The organism is Mycobacterium europaeum (assembly GCF_002102155.1).
GTDB classification, from domain to species: Bacteria; Actinomycetota; Actinomycetes; order Mycobacteriales; family Mycobacteriaceae; genus Mycobacterium; species Mycobacterium europaeum.
The window spans coordinates 1-12,576 of the sequence record NZ_LQOU01000036.1; the positions used below are offsets into that span (position 1 = coordinate 1).

Annotated in this window: 10 protein-coding genes; 7 read left to right on the forward strand and 3 right to left on the reverse strand. The window is 67.7% G+C overall.

Annotated elements, in window-relative coordinates; translation table 11 throughout:
• Both AWC03_RS17330 and AWC03_RS17335 read right to left on the reverse strand, forming a co-directional pair.
• Positions 1-523 (reverse strand): PPE family protein (locus AWC03_RS17330; RefSeq protein ID WP_142278425.1); only part of this gene is annotated, 523 nt, incomplete at its 3' end.
• Positions 524-877: 354 nt separating this feature from the next.
• Positions 878-1,894: a cupin domain-containing protein gene (locus AWC03_RS17335; RefSeq protein ID WP_338067429.1), complete on the reverse strand. Its 1,017-nt coding sequence runs from the start codon at positions 1,892-1,894 to the stop codon at positions 878-880.
• A 264-nt stretch (positions 1,895-2,158) separates the two neighbouring features.
• Here AWC03_RS17335 and uvrC point away from each other — a divergent pair, with 264 nt between their 5' ends.
• The 7 genes from uvrC (at position 2,159) to AWC03_RS17370 (ending at position 11,225) form a co-directional block, all read left to right on the forward strand.
• Positions 2,159-4,114 carry an excinuclease ABC subunit UvrC gene (gene uvrC, locus AWC03_RS17340; protein ID WP_085241962.1) on the forward strand — a complete coding sequence of 652 codons (1,956 nt, stop codon included), beginning with the start codon at positions 2,159-2,161 and terminating at the stop codon, positions 4,112-4,114.
• Entirely contained in the window at positions 4,111-5,013 is a 903-nt protein-coding gene (gene rapZ, locus AWC03_RS17345; protein ID WP_085241963.1) for an RNase adapter RapZ, read from the forward strand. The genes uvrC and rapZ overlap by 4 nt, the downstream gene beginning before the upstream one ends.
• On the forward strand, positions 5,010-6,086 hold the full coding sequence (gene yvcK / locus AWC03_RS17350; RefSeq protein ID WP_085241964.1) for a uridine diphosphate-N-acetylglucosamine-binding protein YvcK: 1,077 nt from the start codon (positions 5,010-5,012) through the stop codon (positions 6,084-6,086). The genes rapZ and yvcK overlap by 4 nt, the downstream gene beginning before the upstream one ends.
• Positions 6,083-7,060, forward strand: coding sequence for a DNA-binding protein WhiA (gene whiA / locus AWC03_RS17355; protein WP_090423477.1), 978 nt, complete (start codon positions 6,083-6,085; stop codon positions 7,058-7,060). The genes yvcK and whiA overlap by 4 nt, the downstream gene beginning before the upstream one ends.
• 53 nt (positions 7,061-7,113) lie before the next feature.
• Positions 7,114-8,502 carry a WS/DGAT/MGAT family O-acyltransferase gene (locus AWC03_RS17360; RefSeq protein ID WP_085241969.1) on the forward strand — a complete coding sequence of 463 codons (1,389 nt, stop codon included), beginning with the start codon at positions 7,114-7,116 and terminating at the stop codon, positions 8,500-8,502.
• Between the two features lie 253 nt (positions 8,503-8,755).
• Positions 8,756-9,940: a 3-hydroxy-9,10-secoandrosta-1,3,5(10)-triene-9,17-dione monooxygenase oxygenase subunit gene (hsaA, locus tag AWC03_RS17365; protein WP_085241966.1), complete on the forward strand. Its 1,185-nt coding sequence runs from the start codon at positions 8,756-8,758 to the stop codon at positions 9,938-9,940.
• Positions 9,941-9,974: 34 nt separating this feature from the next.
• Positions 9,975-11,225 carry a cytochrome P450 gene (locus AWC03_RS17370; protein WP_085241967.1) on the forward strand — a complete coding sequence of 417 codons (1,251 nt, stop codon included), beginning with the start codon at positions 9,975-9,977 and terminating at the stop codon, positions 11,223-11,225.
• Between the two features lie 9 nt (positions 11,226-11,234).
• Here AWC03_RS17370 and AWC03_RS17375 read toward each other — a convergent pair whose 3' ends face one another.
• Positions 11,235-12,380: a 3-ketosteroid-9-alpha-monooxygenase, oxygenase component gene (locus tag AWC03_RS17375; protein WP_085241968.1), complete on the reverse strand. Its 1,146-nt coding sequence runs from the start codon at positions 12,378-12,380 to the stop codon at positions 11,235-11,237.
• Between the last annotated feature and the right edge of the window lie 196 nt (positions 12,381-12,576).

Here is a 12,576-nt window from a genome sequence, read left to right on the forward strand (position 1 = left end):
GGGGCGGGGCGGTCGGCGGGACCCACGTCTGCGCGGTCTCGGACACTGCCTCATAGATCGCCATCGTGGTGGCCGCCTGCAGCCACATCCGCAGGTAGTCCATTTCATTGAGCGCGATCGGAATCGTGTTCACGCCAAAGAAATTCGTCGCCACCAGTTGCGCGAAAGCGGCGTGGTTGGCTTCGATCTCCTCCAGGGTCGGCATGGCGGACAGTGCAGCGGTATAGGCCGCGGCAACCGTCGCGGCCTCGAGGGACGCCGCCGTGCTGTTGGCGCTGTTCTGCAGAAGCCAGGCCAGGTAAGGCACATGGGCGGCCACGTACGCCTCCGCGCTGGGGCCCTGCCACGTTCCTGCCTGCACCGCGGCCAACAGGTCGCCGAGTTCCTGGGCCGCCGAGTCGTATTCGGCACTCAACGCCTGCCACGCCTGCTCGGCTGCCAGCAGGGACGCCGGCCCGGGGCCGCTGGACAGCGCCGCCGAATGCACCTCGGGCGGGAAGGCGGCCCAGATCGGCATGGTCATCGGCGGCCCCCCGCGTGCGTCCGTGCCGCCATGTTGCGCTCCTCCCGACAAACCGGCCAGCGGTCCCGCGTGGCCGGCCGGCGCTGGCCCGGTCAGTCACGCGAGTAACCGCCTGTCCCGGCCTCCTAGTGGTGTTCGGCGTTTCGGCAATGCGACCTTGCGCGGTCTCGGCGGAGGCTGGGCGCCGATATCGCGTCGTGGGTCAACCGGCGCGTCCACGTGGTGCGACGGGCCAGCTGATCGGAAAAGCCAGCGGCTGACCGGGCAGAAAGCCGCATGTACCGAAGATTACGCCGAAAACCACCGCAAACGAGGATAGGCGTTCCTCTTTCACCGGAGACGTGAAGGTAACTGTCAGCCGTTGGACAGCCGGATCAAGAATCCGTTCAGGATCAATGTCTGCGCCAGCCCGATCTGCTGCGCGTTGTTCAGCCCGGGTAGCTCGCCGACCCGAAACGGCTCCGTGCTGCCGGCGAGGAACAACATCGCCGCCTCATGGTCGGCGCCCGCGCCCACCGACAGCTGCGCGAATCGCAGCACGACGCGGTCGTCGACGTGCGCCACCCGCGCGTAGAGCGGTTCATACTTCGCAACCAGCGTTCGCCCGTCGATCCCGACGGTGTCGCTGACCCGCCCGACCGGAGGGCATCGGCCCCGCCGGACCAAGACGTCGGCCAACGCGTCGAGGCTTTCGGTGAGGATCTCGGGATCCTCGAGGGCCCGCACGCTGTCGCGCACGAGCTCGCCCAGGCCGGCACGGGCGGATGCGTCATCCAGGTGCCGTGGCGATAGGCGCGCGTGCATCCGGGGGTCGCGCAGGCTCAGCGTGTGCAGCTCGTGCGTGAGGAGCGTGAGCACGGTGGGCGCGTGCAGCCCGATCGTGAGATGGACCGAGGGCTCGGAGCCGGTTTCGGCCGAATGCACTTGGCCGCGCGGCAGATACAGCACGTCGCCGGGTTGCAGGGTCACGTCGGTCGACGACGTGAGCCCGGCCGTCCCGACCCCCTTGCGTCGCTGGATCTCGTGCGGCGGCACCGCGGCCGCGTCGGACAGATGCCAGGTCTTGGACCCCTCGATCTGCAGGACCAGCACGTCGTGCGGGTCGTAGTGCGGGACGAAGCCGGTCGACTTCGGAGGCGTGGCGTAGGCATTGACCCGGGTCGGGAAGTTCAGCTCGACCTCGATGGAATGCGACAGGGAAGCGATCGTGCGCAGATAGCGCTCGACCCCATTCACGACGATCGTGTAGCCGCCGGCGAGGCCCTCGCGTACCCGCACCGGGTCAAGGCCGCCGTCGGCGCGGCGGTAGCTCGCCGGATCCTTGTCTTCCCCGCCCTTGACGAGTCGCATGGCCGACGGTTCCGGCTGCACATGCTCCAGGAGTACGTCGACGGCCGATGGCCCGGGAAGCAGCTTGTCGAAGTAGCCGGGACGGCAGCGCTGGATGTGGTGGTGGCTGGTCGCCCAAATCTCGTCGAGGAAGGTATCAACGCCGACGGGGTGCAGCAACCAGGCTAGCGAAGACTCGACGGTGACCCCCGAACGTAGTGCCGACCGGTGTGCACCACACTAGACCGGCACCCGCACTCGCCCGGCCTTCTCTGCCACCCCGGCGACGGCTACTAGCCTGAATGGGTGCCAGATCCCGCCACCTATCGCCCCCCGCCCGGGTCCATCCCGGTCGAGCCGGGCGTCTACCGATTCCGGGATACGCACGGGCGGGTCATCTACGTCGGCAAGGCCAAAAGCCTGCGCAGCCGGCTGACGTCCTACTTCGCCGACGTCGCCGGCCTGCACCCGCGGACCCGGCAGATGGTGACCACCGCCGCCAAGGTCGAGTGGACGGTGGTCAACACCGAAGTCGAGGCGCTGCAGCTCGAATACAACTGGATCAAGGAGTTCGATCCCCGCTTCAACGTCCGCTACCGCGACGACAAGACCTACCCGGTGCTGGCCGTGACCCTGGGCGAGGAGTTTCCCCGGTTGATGGTGTATCGCGGCCCGCGCCGCAAAGGCGTCCGCTATTTCGGGCCCTACTCCCACGCGTGGGCGATCCGGGAGACGCTGGACCTGCTCACCCGCGTCTTTCCGGCCCGCACCTGTTCGGCCGGTGTGTTCAAGCGGCACAAGCAGATCGATCGCCCCTGCCTGCTCGGCTACATCGACAAGTGCTCGGCGCCCTGCATCGGGCGGGTCAGCGCCGAGCAGCACCGCCAGATCGTCGACGACTTCTGCGACTTCCTGTCCGGCAAGACCGACCGCTACGCCCGCGAGCTGCAACAGCGGATGCAGGCCGCCTCCGACGAACTCGACTTCGAGCGGGCCGCGCGCCTCCGCGACGACCTCGGCGCTCTCAAGCGCGCCATGGAAAAGCAGGCCGTGGTGCTCGGCGACGGGACCGACGCCGACGTGGTCGCTTTCGCCGACGACGAGCTGGAGGCGGCGGTCCAGGTGTTCCACGTTCGCGGCGGCCGGGTCCGCGGCCAGCGTGGCTGGATCGTCGAAAAGTCCGCGGAGGCCGGTGATTCCGGCGAGGAGCAATTGGTCGAGCAATTCCTGACGCAGTTCTACGGCGAGCAGGCCGAACTGGGTGGCGCCTTGGGACAAACCACAGATGAAGCCGCCAACCCGGTGCCGCGCGAGGTGCTGGTGCCCTGCCTGCCGTCGAACTCCGACGAGTTGACCAGCTGGCTGTCGGGTCTGCGCGGTTCGCGGGTCGCGCTGCGGGTGCCGCGCCGCGGCGACAAGCGGGCGCTGGCCGAAACCGTGCAACGCAACGCCAAAGATGCGCTGCAGCAGCACAAGCTGAAACGGGCCGGCGATTTCAACGCCAGATCGGCTGCGCTGCAGAACATTCAGGAGGCCCTCGGCCTGGCCGACGCGCCGCTGCGCATCGAATGTGTGGACATCAGCCACGTGCAGGGCACCGACGTGGTGGGCTCGCTGGTGGTGTTCGAGGACGGGCTGCCGCGCAAGTCGGACTACCGCCACTTCGCGATCCGTGAAGCCGCGGGGCACGGCCGCTCCGACGACGTCGCCTCGATCGCCGAGGTGACCCGGCGCCGGTTCGCGCGGCACCTGAGCGAGCAGAACGACCCCAATATGCTTTCGCCGGAGGGGAAATCGCGCCGGTTCGCCTATCCGCCCAACCTCTACGTTGTCGACGGTGGCGCACCGCAGGTCAACGCGGCCAGCGCCGTGCTCGAAGACCTCGGCATCACCGACGTCGCGGTGATCGGTCTGGCCAAGCGGCTGGAGGAGATATGGGTGCCGTCGGAGCCCGATCCCGTCATCATGCCCCGCAACAGCGAGGGCCTTTATCTGCTGCAACGAATTCGTGACGAGGCGCACCGGTTCGCCATCACCTACCATCGCAGCAAGCGATCCAAGCGAATGACCGCCTCGGCGCTGGATTCGGTGCCAGGATTGGGGGAACATCGCCGCAAGGCGCTGGTAACCCATTTCGGATCGATAGCCCGCCTCAAGGAGGCCACCGTCGACCAGATCACGGCCGTTCCCGGTATCGGTGTGGCCACCGCCACCGCCGTCCTCGAGGCGCTGCGGCCCGAGCGGCCCGGAGAAGCCGAATGACGGGTGAGTTGGCGGAGGGCCGCCCGGATGGTGGGGCCGGCATCGACGTCGTACTGGTCACCGGGTTGTCGGGCGCCGGGCGGGGTACCGCCGCCAAGGTGCTCGAGGACCTCGGCTGGTATGTGGCCGACAACCTGCCGCCCCAGCTGATCACCCGGATGGTCGATTTCGGGCTGGCGGCCGGTTCGCGGATCACCCAGCTGGCGGTGGTGATGGACGTGCGGTCGCGCGGCTTCACCGGCGACCTCGACGAGGTGCGCAACGAGTTGGCCACCCGCAACATCAGGCCGCGGGTGGTGTTCATGGAGGCATCCGACGACATGCTGGTGCGCCGCTACGAACAGAACCGCCGCAGCCATCCGCTGCAGGGGGATCAGACCCTGGCCGAGGGCATCGCCGCCGAGCGCCGGATGCTGGCGCCGGTGCGCGCCACCGCCGACCTGATCATCGACACGTCGACGCTGTCGGTGCGGGGCTTGCGGGAGAGCATCGAGCGCGCGTTCGGCGGCGACGTCAGCACGTCGATCAGCGTCACCGTCGAATCGTTCGGCTTCAAGTACGGCCTGCCGATGGACGCAGACATGGTGATGGACGTGCGGTTCCTGCCCAACCCGCACTGGGTCGACGAGCTGCGTCCGCTGACCGGACAGGACCCGGCCGTCAGCCAATACGTGCTGAGTCAGCCCGGCGCCGCGGACTTTCTCGACGCCTACCATCGGTTGCTGTCTTTGGTCGTCGACGGTTACCGCCGGGAGGGCAAGCGCTACATGACGGTCGCCATCGGCTGCACCGGCGGTAAGCATCGCAGCGTCGCGATCGCCGAGGCGCTGATGGGGCTGCTCAAGGGCAATCCTCAACTGTCGGTGCGGGTGCTGCACCGGGATCTGGGGCGCGAATGAGCGCCCCGACGAATCAGGGCATCGTGGCGCTGGGCGGGGGACACGGCCTGTACGCGACGTTGTCCGCGGCGCGCCGGCTGACTCCCCATGTCACCGCGGTGGTGACCGTCGCCGACGACGGCGGTTCGTCCGGGCGGCTGCGCAGCGAACTGGATGTGGTGCCGCCGGGCGATCTGCGAATGGCATTGGCGGCCTTGGCGTCTGACAGCCCGCACGGGCGGCTCTGGGCGACCATCCTGCAGCACCGGTTCGGCGGCAACGGTGCGTTGGCCGGACACCCGATCGGCAACCTGATGCTCGCCGGGCTGTCCGAGGTGCTGGCCGATCCAGTGGCCGCCCTCGACGAGCTCGGCCGGATCCTCGGTGTCAAGGGCCGGGTGCTGCCGATGTGCCCGATTGCGCTGCAGATCGAGGCCGACGTGTCCGGCCTGGAGACCGATCCGCGGATGTTCCGGCTGATCCGCGGCCAGGTGGCGGTCGCCACCACACCGGGCAAGGTGCGGCGGGTACGGCTGCTGCCGTCCGACCCCCCGGCGACCCGGCAGGCCGTCGACGCCATCATGGCCGCCGATCTGGTGGTGTTGGGTCCCGGCTCGTGGTTCACCAGCGTGATCCCGCACGTGCTGGTGCCCGGGCTGGCGGCCGCGCTGCGCGCCACCACCGCCCGTCGTGCGCTGGTGCTCAACCTGGTGGCCGAGCCGGGGGAGACGGCCGGCTTCTCGGTCGAGCGTCATCTGCACGTGTTGGCCCAGCACGCACCGGGTTTCACCGTGCACGACATCATCATCGATGCCGAGCGGGTCCCCGGCGAGCGGGAGCGGGAACACCTGCGCCGCACGGCGACGCTGCTTTCGGCCGAGGTCCACTTCGTCGACGTGGCCCGACCTGGTACACCTTTACATGACCCGGGCAAGCTCGCGGCGGCCCTGGACGGGGTCCGGGCGGCCCACAAGGGTCCGGGAGCGCCCCCGGTCACGGCCACCGCGGATATTCGGGTCGACGGTGCAAGCCCACAGACCGGTGGCAACGGACCGGCCGGCAGCGGACCAAGGGGTGACGACGCGTGGCGATGACGACCGAAGTCAAGGACGAGCTCAGCCGCCTGGTCGTGAAGTCGGTCAGCGCGCGCCGCGCGGAAGTGACGTCCCTGCTGAGGTTCGCCGGCGGGTTGCACATCGTCGGCGGCCGCGTGGTGGTGGAGGCCGAGGTGGACCTGGGCAACGTCGCCCGGCGGCTGCGCAAGGACATCTTCGAGCTCTACGGCTATAGCGCCGTCGTGCATGTGTTGTCCGCCAGCGGGATTCGCAAGACCACCCGCTACGTGCTGCGGGTGGCCAACGACGGTGAGGCGCTGGCACGCCAGACCGGCCTGCTCGACAACCGTGGCCGCCCGGTGCGGGGTCTGCCCGCCCAGGTGGTGGGTGGCAGCATCACCGACGCCGAAGCCGCCTGGCGCGGAGCCTTCCTGGCACACGGCTCGCTGACCGAGCCGGGGCGGTCGTCGGCTCTGGAGGTCAGCTGCCCCGGACCGGAGGCCGCGCTGGCGTTGGTGGGCGCGGCGCGCCGGCTCGGGGTCAGCGCGAAGGCCCGCGAGGTGCGTGGCGCCGACCGGGTGGTGGTGCGCGACGGCGAGGCCATCGGCGCGCTGCTGACCCGGATGGGCGCGCAGGACACCCGGCTCGTCTGGGAGGAGCGCCGGATGCGCCGCGAGGTGCGGGCGACGGCCAACCGGCTCGCCAACTTCGACGACGCCAACCTGCGCCGGTCGGCCCGGGCCGCCGTCGCGGCGGCCGCCCGGGTGGAACGCGCGCTGGAGATCCTCGGCGACACCGTCCCCGACCATTTGGCCTCGGCCGGCAAGCTGCGCGTCGAGCACCGGCAGGCCTCGCTGGAGGAGCTGGGCCGGCTCGCCGACCCCCCGATGACGAAAGACGCTGTCGCCGGCCGCATTCGGCGGCTGCTGTCGATGGCCGATCGTAAGGCCAAGATCGAGGGCATCCCCGATACTGAATCGGCGGTGACCCCGGATCTGCTGGAAGACGCGTAACCGGTCGCGTCAATCGCTGTTCGCAACGGGTGGGTGGGGGCTACGGTCGGGTGATGAAGCGGCTTTCGAGCGTTGATGCGGCGTTTTGGTCGGCCGAGACTTCAGGCTGGCACATGCATGTGGGCGCACTGGCGATTTGCGACCCGAAGGATTCGCCGGAGTACAGCTTCCAGCGGCTCCGCGAGCTGATCATCGAGCGGCTGCCCGAGCTGCCGCAGCTGCGGTGGCGGGTGACCGGTGCGCCGCTCGGCCTGGACCGGCCGTGGTTCGTCGAAGACGAGGAGTTGGACATCGACTTCCACATCCGGCACATCGCCGTGCCGGCGCCCGGCGGCCGCCGCGAGCTGGAGGAGCTGGTGGGCCGGCTGATGTCCTACAAGCTGGACCGTGCCCGGCCGTTGTGGGAGATGTGGGTGATCGAGGGCGTCGAGGGCGGCCGGGTCGCGTCGCTGACCAAGATGCACCACGCCATCGTCGACGGCGTCTCCGGTGCCGGCCTGGGGGAGATCCTGTTGGACGTCACACCGGAACCGCGCCCGCCGCAACGGGAAACGGTCGGATCGCTGGTGGGCTCGCGGATCCCGGGCATCGAACGGCGGGCGGTGGGCGCGCTCATCAACGTCGGCGTCAAGACGCCCTTCCGCATTGCCAGGCTCGTGGAACAGACCGTGCGCCAGCAGATCGCCGCGCTGGGCGTGAGCGGCCGTCCCCCACGGTATTTCGAAGCGCCCAAGACGCGGTTCAACGCGCCCGTGTCCCCGCACCGGAGGATCACCGGCTGCCGCGTCGAGCTGGCGCGGGCCAAGGCCGTCAAGGACGCCTACGGTGTCAAGCTCAACGACGTCGTGCTGGCTCTGGTGGCCGGCGCCGCCCGGGAGTACTTGCAGAAGCGTGGTGAGCTGCCCGCCAAACCGCTCATCGCCCAGATCCCGGTCTCCACCCGCACCGACGACGATAAGGACGACGTCGGCAACAAGGTGAGCTCGATGACCGTGTCGCTGGCCACCGACGTCGACGACCCCGCCGAGCGGCTGCGGGCCATCCACGAAAGCACCCAGAACGCCAAGCTGATGGCCAAGGCGTTGTCGGCGCACCAGATCATGGGCCTGACCGAGACCACGCCCCCGGGGTTGCTGCAGCTGGCCGCGCGGGCCTACACCGCCAGCGGGCTGTCGCGAAACCTGGCTCCCATCAACCTGGTTGTGTCCAATGTGCCGGGCCCGCCATTCCCGTTGTACATGGCCGGCGCCAAACTGGATTCGCTGGTGCCGCTTGGCCCGCCGGTCATGGATGTCGCCCTGAACATCACTTGCTTCTCCTACACCGACTACCTGGACTTCGGTTTCGTGACGACGCCCGAGGTGGCCAACGACATCGACGACATGGCCGACCGGATCGAGGCGGCGCTCACCGAACTCGAGAAGGCGGCCGCCCGGGAGTAAGCGGCGATCGCAAGCGCGACGTAGTCGGGCGCAGCGGGCGGGCTCATCAGCGACGCCAATTCCCATCGCGGGCAGCACCCGCGTCACGGCTGTGGGACTTTATGCCCTAGCTGCGACTCGGCGCGCGGCCATAATTAGAACAAGTTACAGGGGAGGTTTTATTGCCCCTGTACAGGGAAAACAATGAAATACTCGATCAATACCGCAATGTGCTCTAGTCCTATGACCGGGTGCGTGCGCGTGGAGGTGAGCAGTGACGACCATTCAAGAAGTCGACGCCCAGTCCGTGCTGGCCGCCATCGACGATCTCTTGCCCAAGCTGCGGCAGCGGGCGCTGGAGACCGAGGGGCTGCGGCGGCTACCGGACGCCACTGTCAGCGAGTTGCAGGAAATCGGTTTCTTCCGGCTGCTGCAGCCAGCGCAGTGGGGCGGGATGCAGTGTGATCCCACGGTGTTCTTCGAGGCCGTCCGGCGCCTGGCCAGTGCGTGCGGGTCCACCGGATGGGTGGCATCGATTCTCGGCGTGCACAACTGGCACGCGGCGCAGTTCGACCAACAGGCCCAGCAAGACCTCTGGGGCGAGGACACAGACGTGCGCATCTCCTCGTCATACGCCCCGATGGGTGCCGGCCGGGTGGTCGACGGTGGCTACCTGGTCAATGGCTCGTGGAGCTGGTCGTCGGGCTGCGACCACGCCACGTGGACGTTCGTCGGCGGCCCGGTGATCAAGGACGGCCAGCCGGTCGACTTCGGCAGCTTCTTGATCCCGAAAAGCGATTACCGCATCGACGACGTCTGGCATGTCGTCGGCCTGAAGGGCACCGGCAGCAACACCCTGGTGATCAAGGACGTGTTCGTGCCCCGGCACCGATTCCTGTCCTACAAGTCGATGAACGACCACACCGCCGGTGGGCTGCTGACCAACACCGACCCGGTCTACAAGATGCCATGGGGCACAATGCATCCCACCACGATCACCGCCCCCATCGTCGGCATGGCCTACGGCGCCTACGACTCACACGTCGAGCATCAGGGCAAGCGGGTGCGTGCCGCGTTCGCGGGGGAGAAGTCCAAGGACGACCCGTTCGCCAAGGTGCGTATCGCCGAGGCGGCCAGCGACATCGACGCCGCGTGGCGACAGCTGATCGGCAACGTCGGCGACGAGTACTCGTGTCTGGTGACGGGTCGGGAGGTCCCGTTCGAGCTGCGGACCCGGGCCCGTCGTGACCAGGTGCGCGCCACCGCCCGCGCGGTCGCCTCGATCGACCGGTTGTTCGACGCCTCGGGTGCCACCGCGTTGGCCAATAGCGCTCCGGTGCAACGGTTCTGGCGCGACGCGCACGCCGGCCGGGTGCACGCCGCCAACGATCCCGAGCGGGCCTACCTGATCTTCGGCAACCACGAATTCGGGCTGCCGCCCGCCGACACCATGGTCTGACTAAACGCTGGTCTGACTCGCAGAGGAGCCAACGATGACCTGTCCGCACCTTCCCCCCGGATTCGACCCGACCGACCCGGACATCTACGCCGATCGTCTGCCCGTCGAGGAGCTCGCCGAACTCCGCCACAACGCACCGATCTGGTGGTGTGATCAGCCCATCGGCAAGGGCGGCTTCAACGACGGCGGCTTCTGGGTGGTGACTAAGCACAAGGACGTCAAGGAGGTGTCGCTGCGCAACGACGTCTTCTCCAGCTGGCTCAACGGTGCCATCCCGCGCTTCGCCGACGACATGAAGCGGGAAGACATCGACGTGCAGCGGTTGGTCCTGCTCAATATGGATCCGCCGCAGCACACCCGGCTGCGCAGCATCATCTCCCGCGCGTTCACGCCGCGCGCGATCGGCCGGCTGCGCGACGAGCTCAACGACCGGGCGCAGGCGATCGCCAAGGCGGCCGTCGCCGAGGCGTCCGGTGATTTCGTCGAGCAGGTCGCGTGCGAACTGCCGCTGCAGGCCATCGCCGGGCTGCTCGGCGTGCCGCAGGAGGACCGCGGCAAGCTGTTCCGGTGGTCCAACGAGATGACCGGCGCCGAGGATCCGGAATACGCGCATATCGATCCCAAGGCGTCGTCGGCGGAGGTGCTGGCCTACGCGATGAAAATGGCGGAGCTCAGGGCCGAAAACCCCGGCGACGACATCGTTTCCACGCTGCTGCAGGCCGATATCGACGGCGAGAAGCTCTCCGACGACGAGTTCGGGTTCTTCGTGATGATGCTGGCGGTCGCAGGCAACGAGACCACCCGCAATTCGATCACCCAGGGCATGATGGCGTTCGCCGACTTCCCCGACCAGTGGGAGCTGTACAAGAAGGAGCGCCCGGAGACTGCGGCGGACGAGATCGTCCGGTGGGCCACCCCGGTCACCGCATTCCAGCGCACCGCCAAGGAGGACACCGAACTGTCGGGGGTGACGATCAAGAAGGGCCAGCGGGTGTTGATGTTCTACCGCTCGGCCAACTTCGACGAGGACGTCTTCACCGATCCGTTCACGTTCGACATCTTGCGTAACCCCAACCCGCACGTGGGATTTGGCGGCACCGGCGAGCACTACTGCATCGGCGCCAACCTGGCCAAGTTGACGATCAACCTCATGTTCAACGCCATCGCCGACCACATGCCCGACCTCACGCCCCTCGCCAAGCCGGAGCGGATCCGATCAGGTTGGCTCAACGGCATCAAGCACTGGCAGGTCGACTACACCGGCAAGTGCCCCGTGCAGCACTGACGGGCGCTGCTACCCCGGCTGCGCCACCTTGGGCCGTAGGTTCTCTTCCACCTCGGTGTGCCAATGCTTGTTCGCGGCGGTGGTGTCGACCTCGTACTCGAAACGGTCGGTCATCTCCTGCGTGACGTCGGCGGCGTCCACATAGAACTGCTGATACCAGCGGCGCAGCTGATAGACGGGGCCGTCCTCTTCGACCAGTAACGGGTTTTCGATGCGGGTCTTGTGCTTCCAGATCTCGACGTCCTGCAGGAAGCCCATGCTGACGCCGTCGGTGAACGCTTCGGAGAGCTTCTCGGTGGCGGCCTCGTCCATGCCCTCGGGCTTCCGCACGATGATGCCCCACTGCAGCATGAAGGAGTTCTGTGTGACGGGGTAGTGGCAGTTGACGAGGATCGATTCCACCTTGTAGCCGCCGTAACTGTTGTGCAGCCAGTTGATCATGAACGACGGGCCGAAGTAGGAGGCCTCGGAGTCCAGCGTCTGTTCGCCGGTGTAGTGGGAACCGCCGAGCAGCACGTCGGGCCGGCCGACGGTACGCAGATACTGCGAAGCGATGTGGCCCTCGAAGACGTTCTTGAAGTACGTCGGGAAGCCGTAGTGGATGTAGAAGAAGTGCGCCATGTCCACGATGTTGTCGACGATCTCGCGGCAGTTCGAACCCTCGATGAGCTCATTGCGCCACCGCCAGTTGGTCCATTCGCCGCTGGCGGCCTCGGGGATATCGGGAATCTGCAGTTCCGGTGACGGCGGGTTGCCCTCGTGGTCGTGCCAGACGAACAGCAGACCGTTGTGCACCTCGGTAGGCCACGAGCGGGTGCGCGCCATCCGCGGTGTGCGCTTGGCGTACGGCACCTCCTTGCACTTGCCGTCGCCGCCCCACCGCCAGTCGTGAAACGGGCACGCGACGGTATCGCCCTTGATCTGGCCCTGCGACAGGTCTCCGCCCATGTGCCGGCAATAGGCGTCGAGGACCCGCAGGTTGTGTTCGGTGTCGGCGAAGACGACGAGCTTGGTGCCGAAGATGTTGACCGGGTGGGGCTTGCCGTCGAGGAAGTCCTTGGCCACGCCCAGGCAGTGCCAGCCGCGAGCAAACCGGGTCGGCAGCGTTCCGACGTCGATCTCCCGGACGCCGATCCCAGCGGTATCGATACTCACTTCGCGCCTCCAGTAGCTCACCGGCCGAACTAGAACACGTTATAGTTTTACGCCCGGGCGGCAGATATACACGCAGGCTAAAGCCACTACTTTTGTGACTTATGGCCCTAGTTGGCACACGTTGCGTCAATCGGGTTCGTCGTCGTCTTCGTGGTGGAGGAGTCGTTCGGGGTGGTGGTAGTTGTTGGTGCGGGGT

Coding starts and splice junctions, on each gene's coding strand:
- AWC03_RS17360 (WP_085241969.1), top strand. CDS start 7,114: ATGAAGCGGCTTTCGAGCGTTGATGCGGCGTTTTGGTCGGCCGAGACT.
- rapZ (WP_085241963.1), top strand. CDS start 4,111: ATGACGGGTGAGTTGGCGGAGGGCCGCCCGGATGGTGGGGCCGGCATC.
- yvcK (WP_085241964.1), top strand. CDS start 5,010: ATGAGCGCCCCGACGAATCAGGGCATCGTGGCGCTGGGCGGGGGACAC.
- whiA (WP_090423477.1), top strand. CDS start 6,083: ATGACGACCGAAGTCAAGGACGAGCTCAGCCGCCTGGTCGTGAAGTCG.
- AWC03_RS17370 (WP_085241967.1), top strand. CDS start 9,975: ATGACCTGTCCGCACCTTCCCCCCGGATTCGACCCGACCGACCCGGAC.